A 19,034-nucleotide genomic window follows, 5' to 3' on the forward strand; every position below is an offset into this window, starting at 1 on the left:
GGACGGGCGGGCGGGGGCCCGGGCCACCACCGCCAAGTCGGCCCGGGCCGGGGCACCACCGTGCCCCGCCCGGCCCGGGTCACCACCACCCCCCGGCCCGGCCCGGGTCGCCACGGCCAGGGCGGCCGGCCCGGGTCGCCACGGGCCCTCCCCGCCCGCGGGGTCCCGGGCGCGGCGGATGTGTCTCCGCGTCTCCGGCGCCCGGCGCCCCCTGCGGGGCCGGACCGCCCCGTACGAGACTCCCGCCCCGCGTCAGGCCGGGCGGGCGTCTCGGGCCGGGTGGGACCCGGCCCCGACCGGCACGGGCGCGGCCGCTGCCGTCTCCCCTGTGAGGCGAGGCCACGAAGGGCCCGGCCCCTCCGCCCCGCCTCCTCACCAGTGCCCCGCCACACCTCACTCCCCCTCCTCACCCACACGAACCACTCCGGAAGGCCAGGCTCATGGCACCCCCCGAAGCGGCCCCGTCCGCAGTGACCGGCACCGTGCCGTCGCTCGCGCCGACGGTGCTGGAAGCGCGCGGCGTCGGGAAGCGATTCCCCGGCGTCGTGGCCCTCGACGACGTGTCGTTCACGCTCCGCGCCGGCGAGACCCATGCGCTCGTCGGTGAGAACGGCGCGGGCAAGTCCACCCTCATCAAGGTGCTCACGGGCGTCCACCGACCGGACAGCGGCGAGCTGCTGCTCGCGGACCGACCCGTCCACTTCTCGCGCCCCTTCGAGGCGCAGCAGGCCGGCATCTCCACGATCTACCAGGAGGTGAACCTGGTGCCGCTGATGAGCGTGGCCCGCAACATCTTCCTCGGCCGCGAGCCCCGTACCCGCCTCCGGCTGATCGACTTCTCACGGATGCACGCCGAGGCCGCGGCCCTCCTCGACGGCTTCGGCGTCGACGTCGACCCGCGCCGTCCGCTGCACACCCTGGGCATCGGCGCGCAGCAGATGGTGGCGCTCGCCCGCGCGGTGTCGGTCCGGGCCGACGTCGTCGTCATGGACGAGCCCACCTCCTCCCTGGAGCCGCGCGAGGTCGAGACGCTGTTCCGGGTGATCGGCGACCTGCGCCGGCAGAACATCGCCGTCGTGTACGTCAGTCACCGGATGGACGAGCTCTACCGGATCTGCGACCGGGTGACGGTGCTCCGCGACGGCAGGCACATCCACACCGGAGACCTGGCGGCGCTCGACCGGATGCAGCTGGTCTCCATGATGCTGGGCCGGGAGCTCTCCGAGGTGCGCAGGCACGGCACGACGAGCTTCGCGGGCGAGGGGCACGACATCGCCCGCAAGCCCGTCCTCACGGCCACCGGCATGGTCAGGAGGCACCAGCTCGACGACGTCTCGCTGGAGCTCCACCCCGGGGAGGTGCTGGGGCTCGGCGGTCTGCTGGGCTCCGGCCGGAGCGAGACGGCGAAGGCGCTCGCCGGCGCCCTGCCGCTGGACTCGGGGCGGATCGCGGTCGGCGGCGCGCCGCTGGAACGGTTCTCCTCCGCGAGCGCCATCCGCGCCGGGATCAGCCTGCTGCCCGAGGACCGCAAGGCCGAGGGCATCGTGCCGGGCCTGTCGGTGCGCGAGAACATCGTGCTCGCGGCGCTGCCCCGGCTCTCGCGGGCGGGCATCGTCTCGCGCGCGCGGCAGGACCGCGTCGTCGACGTCTTCATGAAGCGACTGCGGATCAAGGCCTCCAGCCCGGAGCAGAAGGTCGGCGAACTGTCCGGCGGGAACCAGCAGAAGGTGCTCCTGGCGCGTTGGCTCTGCCTCGAACCGAAGGTGCTGCTGCTCGACGAACCCACCCGCGGGATCGACGTCGGGGCCAAGGCGGAGGTGCAGGCCCTCATCGACGAACTCGCCCAGGAGGGGCTCGCCGTCCTCCTGATCTCGTCCGACATCGAGGAACTGGTCGAGGGATCGGACCGGATCGTCGTCCTGAGGAACGGGGCGACGGCGGGTGAACTGACCGGGGACCGGGTGTCGGAGAGCGAGCTGCTCGCCGTACTCGCGGACCACGCACCGCCTCCCGCACCCCCTGCCGCCGAGACGGCCGCCCCCGCACCCCCTGCCGCCGAGACGGCCGCCCCCGCGCCCCCCGCCCCCGAGGGCCCCGCCGAGCCCGCCGTCACCGAGGCGGCCGCCCCGGAGCCCGCCATCACCAAGACCCCCGCCCCCGAGCGGGCCGTCACCACGTCCGGCGGCGCCACGGCCGAGGACGCCGAGGAGGACCCCCGATGACCACCCAGGTGACCGCCGCGCCGCCGGCCGGCACCGCCGCGCGGCGCAGTGCCCCGGCCTGGTTCCAGGAGTACGGCGTGTACGCGGCGGTGGCGGCGCTCCTGCTGTTCAACGCCCTCTTCACCGAGCACTTCCTCACCGTCGGCAACCTCCGCACCCAGCTCATCCAGGTCGCCCCGATCGTCATCGTGGCGCTCGGCATGGCGCTGGTGATCGGCACCGAGGGGGTCGACCTCTCCGTGGGGTCGGCCATGGCCCTCGCGGCGGCCCTGCTGCCGCTGTACCTGGGCTACGGCCTCGTCCCCGCCCTGCTGATCGCGCTGCTCGCCGGCGCCGTCGTCGGAGCGGTGAACGGCGCCCTCGTGTCCGTCGTCGGGCTGCAGCCGATCGTGGCCACCCTGGCCCTGTTCGTCGGCGGACGCGGCCTCGCGCTCGTGATGGCGGACGGCCGGCTCAAGCAGATCGTCAACCCGGACCTGTTGTCGCTGGGCACCGGAAGCGTCCTCGGCATCCCGCTGGTCGTCCTGATCGCCGTCGTCCTGGCGCTCGCGGTCGCCTTCCTCGTCCACCGGACCACCTTCGGGCGCCAGGTCGTCGCGATCGGCGGCAACCGGTCCGCGGCCGCCCTCTCCGGACTCCCCGTCAAGCGCGTGCTGACCGGGGTGTACATCCTGTGCGGCGTCCTCGCCGCCCTCGCGGGCGTCCTGGCCACCGCGCGCCTCACCGCGAGCGACCCCTCGTCCCTCGGCACCCTCATGGAGCTGTCCGCGATCACGGCCGTGGTCGTCGGCGGAACCCCGCTCAGCGGCGGATCCATCCGGGTGCTCGGCACGGTCGCGGGCGCGCTGCTGATGCAGCTGCTGCGCGCCACGCTCGTCAAGCACGACCTGCCCGACTCCACCGCCCAGATCGCCCAGGCGGTCATCATCATCGCCGCCGTCTACGTCGCACGGGAGCGCCGATCCCGATGAACCCCACCTCCTCGCTCGCCGCTCCGGGCACCGCACCCTCGGCGCCCCACGGGAGCGGCGCCGCCGCCGACCGCGGGCGGGCCGACGTCTCCGGCCGGGAACGGCTCGCCGCGCTCGTGCAGCGCCAGGGCGTCCTCGCCGTGCTGCTGCTCGTCGTCGTGATCGCCTCCTTCGTCTATCCCACCTTCGCCACGCTGGACAACGCGCGGGGCGTGACGGTGCAGGCCTCGTTCCTGGCCGTCGTCGCGCTCGGCATGACCCTGGTGATCATCACCGGCGGCATCGACCTGTCCGTCGGCTCGGTGTTCGCGCTGGGCGGCGTGCTCGCCGCCTGGGCCTCGCAGTGGGGCGTCCTGCCCGCCCTGCTCGTCCCGCTCGCGGTCTGCGGGGCGATCGGACTGGTCAACGGCCTGCTGATCGCCCGGGCCGGCATGGCACCCTTCATCGTCACGCTGGCCTCGCTCCTCGGGGCCCGCGGGCTGCTGCTCGCCCTCACCGACGAGGGCGCCACCACGTACCTGGTCCCCAAGGACTCGGCGTTCGCCGAGCTCGGGCAGGGGAGTGTGGCGGGCTTCGGCTACCCGATCCTGGTCGCCCTCGCCCTGTTCGGCATCGGCGGGCTCGTGCTCCAGCGCACCTCGTTCGGCCAGACGCTGTTCGCCGTCGGCGGCAGCAGCGACGCCGCCACCCTCATGGGCCTGCCCGTGGCCCGCGCCAAGGTGACGGTGTACCTGCTGAGCGGCCTGCTCGCGGGCCTGGCGGGAGCGATCAACGCGGCCAGGCTCTCCTCCGGCGTCACGATCATCGGCGCGGGCATGGAGCTCGACGCGATCGCCGCCGTCGTCATCGGCGGGACGCTGCTGGTGGGCGGCGCCGGCTCGGTGAGCGGGACCCTGTGGGGCGTCCTGCTGCTGGCGGTGATCCAGAACCTGATCAACCAGATCGGCACGCTCAACTCCTCGTACCAGTCGGTGGTCAGCGGTGGATTCCTCATCCTCGTCGTCGTCGCCCAGCGCTACCTGTCGCGGAGCCGAAGTACCGTCTGACGAGGGACGGATCCTGCTCGGCCCCGCCCGGTCCGCCGGCGGACCGGGCACGGTCCGGGCACGTCCCCGGGGCGGAAGCGCACCCCCGCCCCGGGCGTCCCGGGCCCCTCCCGCCAGACCCAGAGCCGATCCAGTGAGCGGATCCCGAGCGGATCCGGAGCCGAAGCAGAGGAGTGCCGTGGGCGTCAGCCTCAAGGACGTCGCGCAGCGGGCGGGCGTGTCGATCAAGACCGTGTCCAACGTCGTGAACAACTATCCCCACGTCACGCCGCAGATGCGCGCCAAGGTGCAGCAGGCCATCGACGAGCTCGGGTACCGGCCGAACCTCACCGCCCGCCACCTGCGCAAGGGACGCACCGGCATCATCGCCTTCGCCGTGCCCGAGCTGGGCAACCCGTACTTCGCCGAGCTGGCGGGCGCCATCATCGACGCCGCGGCCCAGCACGACTACACCGTCCTCGTCGACCACACCGCCGGGCTGCGCGAGCGTGAGCTGCTGGTCTGCCAGGAGTTCCGCTCGCACGTCATCGACGGCCTGATCCTGAGCCCGATCCACCTGGAGACCGCGGACCTGCTCGCCCGTCAGGAGACCTCGCCGCTGGTGCTGCTCGGCGAGCGGGAGTACGAGGCGCCGTACGACCAGATCGCCATCGACAACGTGGCGGCGGCGCGCGAGGCGGTCCGCCACCTCGTGGGCCTGGGCCGCCGCCGCATCGCGTTCCTCGGTTCCCGGACCGGCCGCGAGCGGCAGCCGGCGCACCTGCGGCTGCGGGGCTGGCGGGAGGAGCTCGTCGCCTCGGGCCTGGATCCGGCCGAGACGCTCGTGGTCGCCACGGACGGATACGGGCGGTCCGACGGTGCGACCGCCATGGCGGAGCTGCTGGACCGGGGGGAGCGGCCCGACGCGGTCTTCGCGTACAACGACCTCATCGCCCTCGGAGCCCTGCGGACGCTCACCGAACGCGGTCTCCGCGTCCCCGAGGACATCGCCGTGGTCGGCTTCGACGACATCGAGGAGGGCCGCTTCGGCGCGATCAGCCTCACCACCGTCGCCCCCGACAAGCACGCCATCGCCCGGCTGGCCGTGGACCGCCTGGTCGAGCGCCTCAGCGGCCGTCCGGCGTCCGAGCCGCGCAGGATCAGTCCCGGGTACGAACTCGTCGTCCGGGAGTCCACCGGGGGCAGCCCCGTCCCCGGTCACAGCGCCGCAGGCGCCGTCGACCCCGCCCCCGCCGCCACCCTCTCCGAATCGGACGACGGCGACCGGCCCGCCCCGCCCGCCTGACGCCGCCGCGGTCCCGTGCCCGCGGGGCCCGCACGGCACCCGACCGCCGCCCGTGGAGCCCCCGCCGCCCCACCGTCCGCGGCGCCACCCCGCCACGACCCGCCGCCCCACCCCCTTTGCCCCGAGGACTCGCCATGCTCCGACCCACCGTCCGCCACCGGCCGTTCGGCACCGCCCCGAGCGGAGAGGACGTCGGCCTCTGGCGGCTGGAGTCCCCCTCCGGCGTGTACGCCGAGGTCCTCACGTACGGGGGCGTCCTGCACGCCCTCGGCGTCCCCGGCACCGGGGGCGGCACGGAGAACGTGGTGCTGTCGCTCACCTCCGTGGACCAGTACGCCGAGAAGGGCCCGTACCTCGGTGCGCTCGTCGGCCGGTACGCCAACCGCATCGCCCACGGCCGCTTCACCCTCGACGGCACGACGCACCAGGTGCCGCCCAACGACCGCGGCCACGCCCTGCACGGCGGCCCCCGGGGCTTCGACGGCAAGGTGTGGCAGGCGCACCCCGTGACGGACGGCGAGACGGCCGGCCTCCGCCTGTCCCTGCACAGCCCCGACGGCGACATGGGGTTCCCCGGGGCCCTCGACGCCACCGTGACGTACTCCCTGGACGCGGCCGGCACGCTCGCCGTCGACTGCACGGCCACCACCGACCGCCCCACCGTCGTGAGCCTCACCAACCACGCCTACTTCAATCTGGCGGGAGCCGGAGACGTCCTCGGCCACACCCTCCAGGTCGCCTCCGAGGCGTACCTGCCCGTCGACGACGGCGGCATCCCCCTCGGCCCTCTCCACGCCGTGGCGGACACCCCGTTCGACCTCCGGTCCCCCCGGCTGCTGGGGGACTGCGTCCGGTCGACCGACGAGCAGGTCGCCCGGGCCGGCGGCTTCGACCACTGCTGGGCACTGCCGGGCCGCGAGCCGGGACCCCTCCGGTACGCCGCCCGGCTGGCGGCGCCGGCGAGCACGCGCGTGATGGAGGTGTGGACGACGGCGCCGGGCGTGCAGGTCTACACCGCCAACCGCCTGGACGGCTCCCTCTCCGACGGAACCGGCCGCGGCCACGAGCGCCACGGCGCGGTCTGCCTGGAGACGCAGCACTTCCCCGACGCGCCCAACCGCCCCGAGTACCCCAGCGCGGTGCTCCGCCCCGGCGGGACGGCCCACCGGCGCACGGAGTTCCGCTTCCCGCACCTCACGAGCGGGCCCGGGAGCCGGCCGCGCTGACCCCGCGGGCGTCCGCGGGGGGCCGCGGCACGCGCGTACGTGCCGCACCGGCCCAAGAGACGTCAAAGACGTCCTGTGCGTCGGGCAAGGGGAAGCCGGGCGGCCCCGCCGGGCCGTACGTTCCTCGTATGACCTCTTCCGTTCCTCGGCCCTCCATATCCCAGGGCCCCGCCGCCCCTTCCTCCTCGCGTCGCACGCTGCTGCGCACCGCCGTCACCGGAGCGGCGCTGACCGCCGGCTCCTGGGCCTGGGACGCCTCCGCGGCGTCGGCGGCCCCCCGGGGCCGCGCGAGGCCCCGCCCCACGACACCCGAGACCGCCTTACGGGAGCTGGAGGCGGGCAACCGGCGCTGGCGCACCCGCCACGAGCGGCACCCCCACGAGACGCTCGCCGTGCGACGGGAGCTGGTCTCCGGGCAGCATCCGTTCGCCGTCGTCCTCGGCTGCGTCGACTCCCGCGTCCCGCCCGAGCTCGTCTTCGACCAGGGCCTCGGCGATCTGCTCACCGTGCGTTCCGCGGGGGAGGTCCTGGACGAGGCGGTGCTCGGCAGCGTCGCCTTCGGCGTCCTGGAACTCGGCATCCCGCTCGTGGTGGTGCTCGGGCACGCGTCGTGCGGGGCGGTGTCCGCGGCCGTCCGTGCGGACCAGACCGGTGAGCGGCTTCCCGCCCACATCCAGTACCTCGCCGACCGGATCAGGCCCGCGATCGACCACGCGCAGGAGGGAGCCGCCCGCGTCGACGCCACCATCTCGGCCCAGGTGCGGCGGGTGCGGGCACAACTCGCGGCCGAGCCCGACCTCGCCGGCAGGATCGCTGAGGGCCGGCTCGCCGTCGTCGGCGCGCGCTACGAACTGAGCAGTCAACTGGTCCACCGCGTCGCCGACTGACGGCGGCGGCCGGGGCCCGGGACGTCTCCGTTGCCACCCGCGGAGACGTCCCCGTCCACGCCCCGGCCGGTGTCCGCCCCGGCCGGCATCCCGTGCCCGTGACCGGGGGATCCCGGCTCGTCGTGGCCCCGGGCCTCGTCCGCTCCGACCGGTGCCAAGTGCCGTTCCACGCCAAAAAGTCGGGATCCGCGCGGCGGTTTATGGCCGGGCTCCACCCTGTCCCGGAGCGCGCCGGCCCCTAGCATTCGACCATCCCCGCTCGGACCGGCGGGGTGGCCGGACAGAGCTCATACGCATGATAGTTCAACCGTTGTCCGTTGGACTACCCCGCTGCGTATCCCGGCCCTTCCGAACTCTCGCGCCAGGTCCCGCCGCGGTGCTCCCCCGAGGACCGTCGCCGGGGCCCGGCGCGCCGCAGCCCGGCCCGTGGCGCGGACGCAGCCGTGCGTCCGCGCCCGCCGGGCAACGAAGCACCGGATGGGAGAAGCATGAGATTTCCCCTGCTCGTGACCGGGGCGGCCGTCGCCCTCTTCGCCGCGGCCCTGCCCGCCGAGGCCGGCCCCTCGTCGATCGTCGACCCGCCGCCGGACCGGATCGTCATCGACATCGCCACGGTCAACGGCTCCGGCTGCCCGCTGGGCACCGCCGCGATCGCCGTCTCCGAGGACAACACCGCCTTCACCGTCACCTACAGCGAGTACCTCGCGCAGGTGGGCGGCGGCTCCTCCCCGACCGCGGCCCGCCGGAACTGTCAGCTGAACCTCCTGGTCCACGTGCCGCAGGGGTTCACGTACGCCATCGCCAGCGCCGACTACCGGGGCTACGCCTCGCTCCAGCGCGGGGCGAGCAGCACGGAGAAGGCCTCGTACTACTTCCAGGGCTCGCCGAGCACCGCCTCCCGCACCCACACCTTCCGGGGCCCCTACGAGGACAACTGGCAGGCGACCGACGACACCGACTGGGCGCAACTGGTCTGGGCGCCCTGCGGCGTGCAGCGCAACTTCAACATCAACACCGAACTCCGGGTGACCGCGGGCACGTCGGCCCCGGGCTCCACCAGCTACATGACGATGGACTCCACGGACGGTGACATCAGCACCGTCTACCACCTGGCGTGGAAGGAGTGCCCGGCCGGCTGACGCCCGCGGCGGCCGCGGCGCCCCGCGCGCCCGGCCGCCCACCGCACGCCTCCCGGAAGCCCCCTCGCGCACCGAGCCCGCGTACATCTCGCTGGGGACTCCCTTGCCCCGCGTCGTACTTGAGGATGACCCGGCCGCCCGTACGGAGACGGAGATTGCGACCGATGCGGAACCCGGGCCCCCCGACACCGTCTTGATCCTCGCGTCGGCTTGATCGTCGAGCCGACCCGAGGAGGTTCTGATGGCAGGTCAGGTGACGGAGAGTCCGGCGAGGGCGTCGGCGCCGGAGTACCAAGGGGCGCTGGGGTCGCTCTCGGTCAACGCCTCTCTGCCGGAGGTGCTCGACCGCGGCGTGCGGGAGCTCCGGGCGGCCGAGGAGGCCGGGGACGCCCGGGAGGCGGCCCGCTGCGGACTGGCCGTGGCCGAGGCGTGCCGAAGGCTCGGCCGCGTCGAGGAGGCCGACCGGGCGTGGAAGGCGAGCTTCCGGGCGGCGCGTTCCGCGGGCCACGAGGGAGCCATGGCGTGGGCCCTCTGGAGCGGCGGAACGCTGGCCCGCCAGCGCGGCGCGCTCAGGCTGGCCTACCGGCTGCTCGGCCTCGCTGCCGAGGCCGGCGAGCGGGGCGGGGACGTCGTCGTGCGGGGCTACTCGCTGGCGGGACTCGCCGAGACCGGGCGCATCCAGGGCGACTACGAGGCGGTCGGACGGCTGCACGAGCAGCTGCTCGCCGAGGCCCGCCGCCGGGGCGAGGCACGGCACACCGTCTGGGCCCTGGAGGGCATCGCCCAGATGCACCGCAACACCGGTTCCTACGACCGGGCCCTCGCCCTCTTCGAGGAGGCCGCCGACACGGCGGCCCGCGCCGAGGACCGCCGCGGCTGGGCCTGGGCGCTGCGGGGCATCGCCGACGTGGTGTCCGTGCGCGACGGGGACGTGGAGCGGGCCCTGTCCCTGCTGACGCGGGCCGAGGAGGCCTGCCGGGAGGTACGCCTCGCCGGAGCCCTCGCCTACAACCACAAGATGCGGGGCAACGTGCTGTACCGGGCGGGGCGTTACGCGGAGGCCCGCGAGCTGTACGCCCGGGCCCTGGAGGAGTTCCGCGCGATGGAGGAGCCGCGCGGGACGGCTCTTTCGCGACTCGGACTGGTCAAGGCCGACGCCCGGCTCGGCCGCGACGCCGCGCACACCTCCGCCGAACTGGCCGCGCTCCGCACGACGCTGGACCGCATCGGACTGCGGCACGCCCGGGACATGGTCGACAAGGCCGCCGCCGAACTCGGCCTCACGCCCCTCCCCGAGGAGGCGGGGCGGGCCGGAACCGTACTGCCGGAGGTCGGCGTGGCGGCCCTGCGGAAGGCCGACGTGGAGGGGCTGCGATGACGGCCGTCCCGACGTCCGCCCCGGCGGCTCGCACCCCGTTCGGCGCCGCCCCCGGCCCGGCGGGCCCCGTCGGGAGGCCCGGGATCCCGGCGACCGCCCTCCTGGGACGGTGCCGCGACCAGGTCCGGCCCGCACTCGTCCAGGCCGTCGGCCGCCTCCACCCCTGGACCGGCGAGATGGCGGCCTACGCGCTCGGCTGGGCCGACCGGGACGGAGCCCCGGACCCCGCGGGGTCCGAGGGGAAGGGGGTGCGGCAGACCCTCGCCGTGCTCGGCGCGGAGGCCGTCGGCGCGGACGGCGCCGTGGCCGTCCCGGGAGCCGTCGCCGTCGAACTCGTCCACACCTTCTCCCTGCTCCACGACGACATCATGGACGCCGACGCGCTGCGCCGGCAGCGCCCGGCGGTCTGGAAGGCGTACGGGACCGGCCCCGGCGTCCTGGCCGGAGACGCGCTCCTCGCCCAGGCCGTCACGGTCCTGGCCGAGACGCCCGGCCACCGCACGGGGGAGGCGGTACGGAACCTGTGCCGGGCCCTGAACGACCTGGTGTCGGGCCAGGCGGAGGACCTGCGCTTCGAGGAACGCCCCTGGCGCGGCCCCGGAGCGGTCCGGCCCGAGCAGTACCGGTCGATGGCCGAGCACAAGACGGGAGCCCTGTTGGGCTGCGCGCTGGCGCTGGGCGCGATCCTCGGCGGCGCGCCCGAGCGGACCGTGGCCACGCTCGAACGCGCCGGCCGCCACCTCGGCCTCGCGTTCCAGGCGGTCGACGACCTCCTCGGCGTCTGGGGCGACCCGCGGGTGACCGGCAAACCCGTCCACGCGGACCTCCGGCAGGGCAAGAAGACCTATCCGGTCCTCGTCGCCCTCGCCGACGGGGGCGCCGCCGCCCGCGAACTCGGCGTACTCCTCGACTCCGTCGGGCCGGTCGACGGCGAGACCGCCGAGCGGGCCGCCGCGCTCGTGGACGAGGCGGGCGGCCGGACCGGCACGCGTGAGGAGGCGCGCCGGCACCTGGACGCGGCGCGCCGGACGCTGCGGGAGGCCCTGCCTGCGGGGCGGGCGGGACTCCCGGCCGGACACGCGGCGCTCGCGGCCGGCCGGGCGGCGCGGGAACTGGACGCGCTGTTCACGCAGTTGCTCGACCGTACGTGGTGACGACCCGAGCCGGCCCGGGCCCGTCCGCGGACCGGGAGCGGTCCGCCGGCGGTCGCGGCGCCCGGACCGGCCGGGCAGCCGTCAGGAGGGGCCGCTCTGGGGCGCGGCGGCGAGGTTCCGGCGGTGGGCCGCCACGCGCTCGCGCGTCGCGCACCTGCGGGAGCAGTAACGGCGTTCGGGACCGCTGCCCTGGGCGACGAAGACGTTCCGGCAGCCGGGCGAGGCGCAGACCCTGCCGGGCGGGCGCTGGCGGTCCCAGACGAGGACGGTCAGCGCCATGCACGACGAGGCGAGGAGCCACTCCTCCCAGGGAGCCTCGTCGTCGGGGTCGAGATGGGGATGCCAGGGGCTGTCGCCGTCGTGCGAGGTCAGGCGGAGCGGGCCGGTGTGCTCCCGCAGGAGGCGATTGAGGACCGCGGCGGCCTCGTCGACGTGCTCGGCGGCGAAGACCTGCCGCAGCAGCGACGCGGCCGCGCGCATTCCGGCGGCGTCACGCGGGGTGAGCTCCAGCGGGTCGCTCTCGCCGTACGCCCGCAGGACGGCGGCGACTTCCGCCGGATCGGGGGATTCGTCGGCGAGGACGTTGAGCAGGGCGGCGGTCCGCTGCGCGGTGGCCTGCACCGAGTGCCGGGTGGACCAGTCGTCACGAGGAGGGGGCATGGGGCGAATGTAACGCATCTTGATGAGTTTTCAGTTACCTGCGTAACGTCACGCTCATGACGAAGCGTTACTCGCTGCCCGGCTATCTCGCCGGCGCGGTCGCGGCCCGCGCCGGCGACGAGATGTCCGGACCCGCCCTGATGCTGACGGGATTCGCCCTGACCGGCTCGTCCGGCGACGCGGCGTCGCTCCTGGCGGCGATCACCGTCTCCGCCGCGGTGGGCGGCCCCCTGCTCGGGGCGCTCCTCGACCGGGCCGGACGGCCGGGACGCCTGCTGGCCGCGGCCCTGCTCCTGTACGCGCTGGGGCTGGGGGCGACCCTCCTCGGACTCGGCAGGCTGCCCTTCCCGCTCACCCTGCTCATCGCGGTCCTGACGGGCCTGTGGGGGCCGGCCCTCTCGGGTGGGTGGACGGCCCAACTGCCCGGTGTCGTCCCCGGGGACCGCCTGCCCCGGGCGAACGCCCTCGACGCCATGACGTTCAGCGCGGCGAGCCTGGCCGGACCGGCACTCGCCGGCGTCGTCGCCGAGACGGCGGGTGCGCCGGCGGCCGTGGTGGCGGCCGTCGCCCTCGTCGCCACGGCCCTGCCGGCGGCGTGGCTCCTCCCCTCCCGTCCCGTCGGACCGCGGGGCGTCCTGGGGACCTCGGTGCGCGAGGACCTCGCCGCCGGACTGCGGGTCATCGTGGACCGGCGCCCGCTGCTCGGCGCCACCCTCGCCTCGGTCGTCACCTGCGCCGCCCAGGGCATGCTGGCGGCCTGCCTCCCGCTGCTGGGCGAGCGGGTCCTGGGCGGCGCAGGCCGCGGCGCGCTGCTGCTGTCCTGCGCGGCCGTCTCGGCCATGGCGGCGACCGCCGTCCTCGCCCGCTTCCCGCGCGTGACCGCCCCCGACGTGATCGTCCGGGCCGGCGCCCTGGTGCAGGCGGGCGCGCTGCTCCTGGCGGCCTCGGGCCGGCCGGTCCCGCTCGTGGCGGCCGCCCTCCTGCTCGGGATCGGCGAGGGCCCGCAGCTGGCCGCGTTGTTCACGGTCCGTCACCGCGAGTCCCCGGAACACCTGCGCGGCCAGATCTTCACCACGGGCGCCAGCCTGAAGATCACCGGTTTCGCCGTGGGCGCGGCGCTGGCCGGCCCGGTCGCGACCCGGTCGCCGACCGGCACCCTCGTCCTCGCGGCGGGCGTGGCCGTCGCGGCGGCGCTGGTCCACCTCCTGCTCCCGGCGGCCACCGCGAGGCGACCCGCGGACCGCGTGACATCGGGCTGAGCGCCCGGTCTCCGCTCAGGACGTCCGGCGCGCCCCGCGGGGGACCGCCAGGTCGGCCAGGCGGGCGCCGCCCGCGCCGAGACCGGTCCACGTGCCGTGCCAGGTGAGCACGGCGATCGCGGAGGTGGGGAACTTGGCGCGGACCCGCTCCAGAAGGCCGTCGGGCCCGGGCGGGACCGCGTCCACCCCGGCGGCCCGGGCGGGGCCGTCCGCCCCGGCTGTCCCTTCCTCGCCGGCCGCCTCCTCCGTCCCGGCGGCGAGCAGCAGCACCAGTTCCTCGAGGCCCGGGTTGTGCCCGACCAGGAGCAGGGTGCCGACCTCGTCGGGCACGCCGTGGAGGACGTCGAGAAGTTCGGCGGCGTCGGCTCCGTACACGCGCGCGTCGAGACGGGTCGGCACCGGACCGTCCAGTGCGGCGGCGGCCAGTTCCCAGGTCCCGCGGGCGCGCCGGGCGGGGGAGCACAGGACGAGGTCGGGCCGCCCGGCGCTCTCCGCGAGGAACCGACCCGCGGCCGGGGCGTCGCGCAGTCCGCGCGGGCCTAGGGGCCGGTCCCGGTCGGCGACGCCCTCCGGCCAGGCGCTCTTGGCGTGGCGCATGACGAGGAGTCGGCGCGGACGGTCCCGGACGGCGCCGGGCTGCTCGGGAGTCTCGATGGAGGACGACACGTCCGGAGCGTACGGGCCCGACGCCCGCGGTGCCACGACCGGGGGAGCGCGGGCTACGGGCGGCCGGCGGGGCGCGGTGCGGTGCCGCGACACGGGGGAGTGCGGGCTACGGGCGGCCGGCGGGGCGCGGTGCGGTGCCGCGACACGGGGGAGTGCGGGCTCCGGGCGGCCGGCGGGGCGCGGTGTCGCGACGCGGGGGAGCGCGGGCTACGGCGCCGACGGGCGCGGGTACGGTCGCCGCGAGGCGGAGGCGGGTCCACCCACGCGCTCACCGGTCGGGTCCGGCGGCCTCGGCGGCGGTGCGCACCACCGCGACGACGAAGCCGGTCGCCGCGGCCGGGCCTGTGCCGGTCCCGTCACAGCTCGCGGAGGGCCGGCAGCAGCTCCGTCTCCGCCCAGCGGAGGAAGGGCAGTTGCTGCGCACCGCCGATCTGCACCAGGGCGAGGTCGGTGAAGCCGGCCTCGGCGTAGGCGCGGGCCGCATCGACGACCGCCTCCACGTCGTCGCCGCACGGGATGCCCTTCGCCACATCCTCTTCGCGGGTGTGCGCGGAGGCCTGCTCGAAACCGCCGGGCAGGGGGAGCTCGGCGTTGAGCCGCCACCCGCCGAGCGCCCACCGGAACTGCTCGTGGGCGCGGGCGATCGCCGCGTCGCGGTCGGGGTCGTAGCAGACGGGCATCTGGCCGATGCGCGGTTTGCCCGCGCCCCCGTGGGCGGAGAAGTCCTCCAGCAGCGACGCCTTCGGCTCGGTCGCGATCAGCAGGTCCGCGTGGCGCCCGGCGAGCGCGCAGGAGCGGGGGCCCGAGACGGCGATGCCGATGGGCGGAGGTGTCGCCGGGACGTCCCAGAGCCTGGCGTCGTCGACCTGGAAGTGGCGACCGTGCCGGGTGACCTGATCGCCCGAGAACAGGTCTCGGATGATGCCGACGGCCTCGTCCAGCATGTCCAGCCTGACCCGGGCCGAGGGCCACCCCCTGCCGACGATGTGCTCGTTGAGGTTCTCGCCGGAGCCGAGACCGAGCCGGAACCGGCCCTCGGACAGCAGCTGCAGCGTCGCCGCCTTCTGCGCGACGACCGCCGGGTGGTACCGGAAGGTCGGGCAGGTCACGTATGTCATCAGTGGGATGCGTGAGGTGGCCTGCGCCGCGGCCCCGAGGACGCTCCACGCGTAGGGGGCGTGCCCCTGCGACTCCAGCCAGGGGAAGGAGTGGTCGGAGATCACGGAGAAGTCGAAGCCGGCGCGTTCCGCCGCCACCACGTGGTCGACCAGTTCACGCGGGCCCGCCTGCTCGGTCATCATCGTGTACCCGATCTGCATCATGCTGGGCTGCTTGCCGCGATCGCGGATTCGAAACGGGCATATCGGCTCTTCGGGGTGATTCCTGTCCAGTGCCGGGTGCTCCGGTGTGCGCAGACAGCCGCCCGCCCCCGAACGGTACGGGGGCGGGCGGCGGACGTCGTGCGCGAGGCGCGGGCGCCGGGTCGACTCAGACCGGGCCGGGACCGCGGTGGTCGCCGGGCGTGGGCCAGGCCCCCGGCGTGTCCGGGGACGTGCTCGTCGGGCCGGGCGCGCCCATCGGGCCCGGAGCCTCGCGCACCGGCGCGTCGGGCGGCGTCGCGGTGCCGGCGTGGCCCCCGCCGATGTCCGAGGGGCTGACGCGGCCGCGCCAGCCGCCGGTCTCGTGGCCCTGCTCCTCGATGAAGCCCTTGAAGCGCTTCAGGTCCTCCTTGACCCGCAGGTCGAGGATGCCGAGTGCGTCGCCCGCCTTCTCGGCGAGTCCGTGCGGCTCCACGTCCATGGCGAGGCTCACCCGGGTGTGGCTCTCGTCGAGCCACTGGAAGGTGACCACGCCCTTCTGCTGCACGTCGCCGCCGACCGTGCGCCACGAGATGCGCTCGTCGGGCAGCTGGTCGACGATCTCCGTGTCGAACTCACGCCGGACGCCCGCGATCTTCGTCTGCCAGTGGCAGTGCCGATCGTCGATCTGGGTGACGTCCTCCACGCCCTCCATGAAGCTCGGGAACTCCTCGAACTGCGTCCACTGGTTGTACGCGTTGCGCACCGGGACGTCCACGTCGATCGTCTGCTTCACCATGCTCATGGCGGTGTCTCTCCTGCCCGAGTCGGGAACAATGCGGTGTCTTTCCGCGCGTACCCGACGATGTCGGCCGCAATCCCGGCGATGCGCGGCTCGCGCTCCCAGGGGAGCGACCGGCGGTCCGGGACGAAGGCGAACAGGCGGAGGGTGCCCGTGCGCAGGAAAAGGTGGTGCAGGTGACGGGGAACGGGCCCGAGCAGGAGCAGGTCCCGGTGCGAGAAGTGAGCGGTGAGCAGCTCGTGGAGGAGGGCCGAGTCGCCGAAGGTGACGCCGGCCAGGTCGAGGACCGTATGGGGCGCCCGGTCGAGCCGGGCTTCGCTGAGTGCCTCGTGCAGACAGGCCACGGTGCTGACGCCGAACGAACCGACCAGGGTCAGGACGACCGTCCCGCATCCGGACGCGGCTTCGCGCACCACGAAGGCCTCGCCGTCGTCCCGCCGCTCCTGCGGGTGCGCCGCGACCGCCTGCGGACGGAGGGTCGCGGAGGAGGGGGGGGTCGGTTCTGGGTCACGTTGCTCGCATCCGGCAGGAGTCGGTCGATCCGGAGGGGCCGGGAGCGTGCGGCGCCCGGCCTGGGACGGTGGCGCCGGGGCGTGCCACCGCCTACGCGCGCGTGGTGAGCGCTTCTCCCCGGGCGGCTGCCCGCTCCTCGTCGGCGCAACCGTCGCCGGAGCGGTTCTCCGGTCCAGACCGGGTGCTTCCGTACGCACCCGCCGGGACGACCGGGACGGGGAGGGTCACCTCCGACGCGGCGGATCACCCGACCGCTCTCGCGCGCCTGTCCGACCTGTCCGATGTGCCCGATGGGCTCACCGGTGCGTGGGGCGGCGGGCAGCGGGCAGCAGGGGAGAGAGGCGGGTGACCGGCTGGAGTCGACCCGGCGCCTCCCGTGGGAGCGTCGCCGCGTCCGCCCCCGGCCCCGCGCACCGGGGCCCATCGGCCCTCGGGAGACGGTGCGAGCCCGCCCCGGGACGGCGGCCGATCGGGAACCGCTCGGACGCCCCGGAAGAAGCCCCACACCAGCAGGGAGAGAACATGTCACTCGCGGGTAAGAAGGTACTGATCCTCACGACGAACTTCGGTACGGAGCAGGACGAACTGGTCCGGCCTGCCGCCGACCTCCGCAAGGCCGGAGCCGCCGTCACCGTCGCCGCCCAGAAGGACGAAGCGGTCCGGACCGTCGTCTCGGACCGCGACCCGGGCGCCGTCGTCCCGCCGGACACGACCCTGGCGAAGGCGTCCGAGGAGGACTACGCCGCGGTCGTCGTGCCCGGCGGCACCGTGAACGCCGACCAGCTGCGGACCGACCCGGACGCGCGCCGCCTCCTCGCGGCCTTCGCCGAGGCCGGCAAGCCCGTCGCGGCGATCTGCCACGGACCGTGGCTCCTCGTGGACAGCGGCCTGGCCCGGGGACGCGACCTCACCTCGTACCCCTCGCTCCGGCCGGATCTGGAGAACGCGGGCGCCACCTGGACGGACCGGGAGGTCGTCGTGGACACCTCCGGAGGGCACACCCTCATCACCTCCCGCAATCCGGGAGACCTCGACGCCTTCACCACGGCGATCGCCGACGCCCTGCGTTCCGGCGGTGGCGGGGCTCGGAACTGACCCGGACCGCACCGAGACGGAGCCGGATCCGGAGACGGATCCGGCTCCGCGTCGTGTCGAAGGGGGCCTGGCTGCGGTCGACGGCCGGTCGCCACGGCTCTGAGGAGAGGACCGCGCGGCGGCGCCCGTCGTCAGGGCGGGGCGTCGCGCGGGCGGACGGTGCGCAGCCGGTCGAGGTGGCCGATGGCCGGTGTCGCGCCGATGCCGTGGAGGAGGACGGACAGGGACACCGTGACGGCGGTGAGCGCCCACAGGTCACGCGCCTGCCCCTCGAAGCCGTGGTGGCCGAGCGCGTACGCGAGGTAGAAGAGGGAGCCGATGCCCCGCAGCCCGAAGACCGCCGTGACCACCCGCTCCCTCGGACCCGTCACGAAGCCGAGCTGGGCGAGCCATCCCGTGAGGGGACGGACGACCACGATGAGCGCCACGGCGAGCAGGACCATCTGCCAGGTCAGGGCCGCGAGTCCGGTGGCCACCAGGTAGTGGCCGAGGAGGAAGAGCAGCCCCGCGGTCAGCAGGCGCTCGATCTGCTCGGTGAACCCGTGCAGCACCTTGTGGTAGCCGTGGCCGCGCTCCGCGGCCCGGACCGCGCAGGCGGTGACGAAGACGGCGACGAAGCCGTACCCCCGGGCCAGTTCGGCCAGGCCGTAGGCGAGGAACGTCGCCGCGAGGGCGACGAACCCCTCCATGTGCTCGGACAGCCTGAGGGACGACGCTCCCGCGCGGAAGAACATCCGGCCCAGCAGCCGGCCGAGCACCAGACCGACCGCCACACCGATCGCCGCCTTCGCGACGAGGTCGACGCCGAACCACCGCGCCCAGTCCACCTCCGCCCACGCGCTTCCGGCGGCGGCGAGCGCGAGCGCCGCGAGGACGAAGGGGAACGCGAGCCCGTCGTTGAGGCCCGCCTCGGCCGTGAGCGTGAAGCGGACCTCGTCCTCGTCGTCCTCCTCGTCCGTCGGCTCACCCACACGCACCTCCGCCGCCAGCACCGGGTCGGTCGGCGCGAGCAGGGCGCCGACCAGCAGCGCGCTCGCCCAGGGCCAGTCGAGGAGCAGCCAGGCCAGCGCCGCCGTCGCACCGACGGTGAGGGGCAGCGTGATCCCGATCAGCCGCCCCGGTCCGGCCCAGGAGCGGAAACCGAAGGGCCGGTTCAGCGCGAGGCCGGCCCCCATGAGGGAGACGATCACGCAGAGCTCGGTGAGGTGCTCCACCCAGACACGGTTCGCCGACGGGTCGAGGTCCGGCACGGGGAGCGGCAGCAGACCGGAGAGCGCACCGGCCGCCAGGAAGACGATGGGCATCGACAGGGGCCTGCGGCGCACGAGCCGGGGCAGGACGGCGGCGGCGAGCGCTCCGAGCCCCAGGAGCGCGTAGAGGACTCCGGTGGTCCCGGCTCCCGCCGCGAGGGTGTGGGTGGTGGACACGCTGCG

General features: G+C 75.1%; 17 protein-coding genes. 11 read left to right on the forward strand and 6 right to left on the reverse strand.

The features are described 5' to 3' along the window. Positions 1–440: 440 nt before the first annotated feature. From ACY0MR_RS33635 to ACY0MR_RS33675, 9 genes are all read left to right on the forward strand, one after another. The gene (locus ACY0MR_RS33635) at positions 441–2,222 is read left to right on the forward strand and encodes a sugar ABC transporter ATP-binding protein (RefSeq protein WP_473557242.1); all 1,782 of its coding nucleotides are present in this window, start codon (positions 441–443) and stop codon (positions 2,220–2,222) included. Beyond that, positions 2,219–3,193: an ABC transporter permease gene (locus tag ACY0MR_RS33640; RefSeq protein WP_473557245.1), complete on the forward strand. Its 975-nt coding sequence runs from the start codon at positions 2,219–2,221 to the stop codon at positions 3,191–3,193. Before ACY0MR_RS33635 ends, ACY0MR_RS33640 begins: the two co-directional genes overlap by 4 nt. Next, positions 3,190–4,239, forward strand: a complete 1,050-nt coding sequence (locus ACY0MR_RS33645; protein WP_392865889.1) for an ABC transporter permease — start codon at positions 3,190–3,192, stop codon at positions 4,237–4,239. Before ACY0MR_RS33640 ends, ACY0MR_RS33645 begins: the two co-directional genes overlap by 4 nt. Positions 4,240–4,417: 178 nt before the next feature. Then, a complete protein-coding gene (locus ACY0MR_RS33650; protein WP_473557247.1) occupies positions 4,418–5,524 on the forward strand; it encodes a LacI family DNA-binding transcriptional regulator in 1,107 nt (368 codons plus the stop codon). A gap of 134 nt (positions 5,525–5,658) precedes the next feature. Beyond that, positions 5,659–6,750: an aldose epimerase family protein gene (locus ACY0MR_RS33655; RefSeq protein ID WP_473557249.1), complete on the forward strand. Its 1,092-nt coding sequence runs from the start codon at positions 5,659–5,661 to the stop codon at positions 6,748–6,750. 128 nt (positions 6,751–6,878) lie between these two features. Beyond that, positions 6,879–7,637, forward strand: a complete 759-nt coding sequence (locus ACY0MR_RS33660) for a carbonic anhydrase (protein ID WP_473557252.1) — start codon at positions 6,879–6,881, stop codon at positions 7,635–7,637. A 488-nt stretch (positions 7,638–8,125) separates the two neighbouring features. Next, positions 8,126–8,776: a DUF4360 domain-containing protein gene (locus ACY0MR_RS33665; protein ID WP_361859188.1), complete on the forward strand. Its 651-nt coding sequence runs from the start codon at positions 8,126–8,128 to the stop codon at positions 8,774–8,776. A 241-nt stretch (positions 8,777–9,017) separates the two neighbouring features. Next, the gene (locus ACY0MR_RS33670; protein ID WP_473557254.1) at positions 9,018–10,154 is read left to right on the forward strand and encodes a tetratricopeptide repeat protein; all 1,137 of its coding nucleotides are present in this window, start codon (positions 9,018–9,020) and stop codon (positions 10,152–10,154) included. Beyond that, the gene (locus tag ACY0MR_RS33675) at positions 10,151–11,308 is read left to right on the forward strand and encodes a polyprenyl synthetase family protein (protein WP_473557257.1); all 1,158 of its coding nucleotides are present in this window, start codon (positions 10,151–10,153) and stop codon (positions 11,306–11,308) included. The genes ACY0MR_RS33670 and ACY0MR_RS33675 overlap by 4 nt, the downstream gene beginning before the upstream one ends. Positions 11,309–11,389: 81 nt before the next feature. Here ACY0MR_RS33675 and ACY0MR_RS33680 read toward each other — a convergent pair whose 3' ends face one another. Next, the gene (locus tag ACY0MR_RS33680; protein ID WP_473557259.1) at positions 11,390–11,968 is read right to left on the reverse strand and encodes a CGNR zinc finger domain-containing protein; all 579 of its coding nucleotides are present in this window, start codon (positions 11,966–11,968) and stop codon (positions 11,390–11,392) included. Between the two features lie 56 nt (positions 11,969–12,024). Between ACY0MR_RS33680 and ACY0MR_RS33685 the strand changes: the two genes are divergently transcribed. Then, positions 12,025–13,227, forward strand: coding sequence for an MFS transporter (locus ACY0MR_RS33685; RefSeq protein WP_473557261.1), 1,203 nt, complete (start codon positions 12,025–12,027; stop codon positions 13,225–13,227). 15 nt (positions 13,228–13,242) lie between these two features. Here ACY0MR_RS33685 and ACY0MR_RS33690 read toward each other — a convergent pair whose 3' ends face one another. The 4 genes from ACY0MR_RS33690 to ACY0MR_RS33705 all read right to left on the reverse strand — a co-directional run bounded on the left by ACY0MR_RS33690 (position 13,243) and on the right by ACY0MR_RS33705 (position 16,409). After that, complete coding sequence (locus tag ACY0MR_RS33690) at positions 13,243–13,824, reverse strand: SixA phosphatase family protein (RefSeq protein WP_388798109.1); 582 nt, start codon at positions 13,822–13,824, stop codon at positions 13,243–13,245. 425 nt (positions 13,825–14,249) lie between these two features. After that, positions 14,250–15,215, reverse strand: coding sequence for an LLM class F420-dependent oxidoreductase (locus tag ACY0MR_RS33695; protein ID WP_404084938.1), 966 nt, complete (start codon positions 15,213–15,215; stop codon positions 14,250–14,252). A gap of 166 nt (positions 15,216–15,381) precedes the next feature. After that, on the reverse strand, positions 15,382–15,996 hold the full coding sequence (locus tag ACY0MR_RS33700) for an SRPBCC family protein (protein WP_473557264.1): 615 nt from the start codon (positions 15,994–15,996) through the stop codon (positions 15,382–15,384). Continuing rightward, a complete protein-coding gene (locus ACY0MR_RS33705) occupies positions 15,993–16,409 on the reverse strand; it encodes an STAS domain-containing protein (RefSeq protein ID WP_473557265.1) in 417 nt (138 codons plus the stop codon). Before ACY0MR_RS33705 ends, ACY0MR_RS33700 begins: the two co-directional genes overlap by 4 nt. Positions 16,410–17,028: 619 nt before the next feature. On the opposite strand from ACY0MR_RS33705, the gene ACY0MR_RS33710 reads away from it, so the two are divergent. Then, positions 17,029–17,601 carry a type 1 glutamine amidotransferase domain-containing protein gene (locus ACY0MR_RS33710; RefSeq protein ID WP_473557267.1) on the forward strand — a complete coding sequence of 191 codons (573 nt, stop codon included), beginning with the start codon at positions 17,029–17,031 and terminating at the stop codon, positions 17,599–17,601. A gap of 131 nt (positions 17,602–17,732) precedes the next feature. On the opposite strand, the gene ACY0MR_RS33715 is transcribed toward ACY0MR_RS33710, so the two are convergent. Further along, a complete protein-coding gene (locus ACY0MR_RS33715; RefSeq protein WP_473557271.1) occupies positions 17,733–19,028 on the reverse strand; it encodes a cation:proton antiporter in 1,296 nt (431 codons plus the stop codon). Between the last annotated feature and the right edge of the window lie 6 nt (positions 19,029–19,034).

This window comes from Streptomyces sp. JN8, assembly GCF_055808075.1.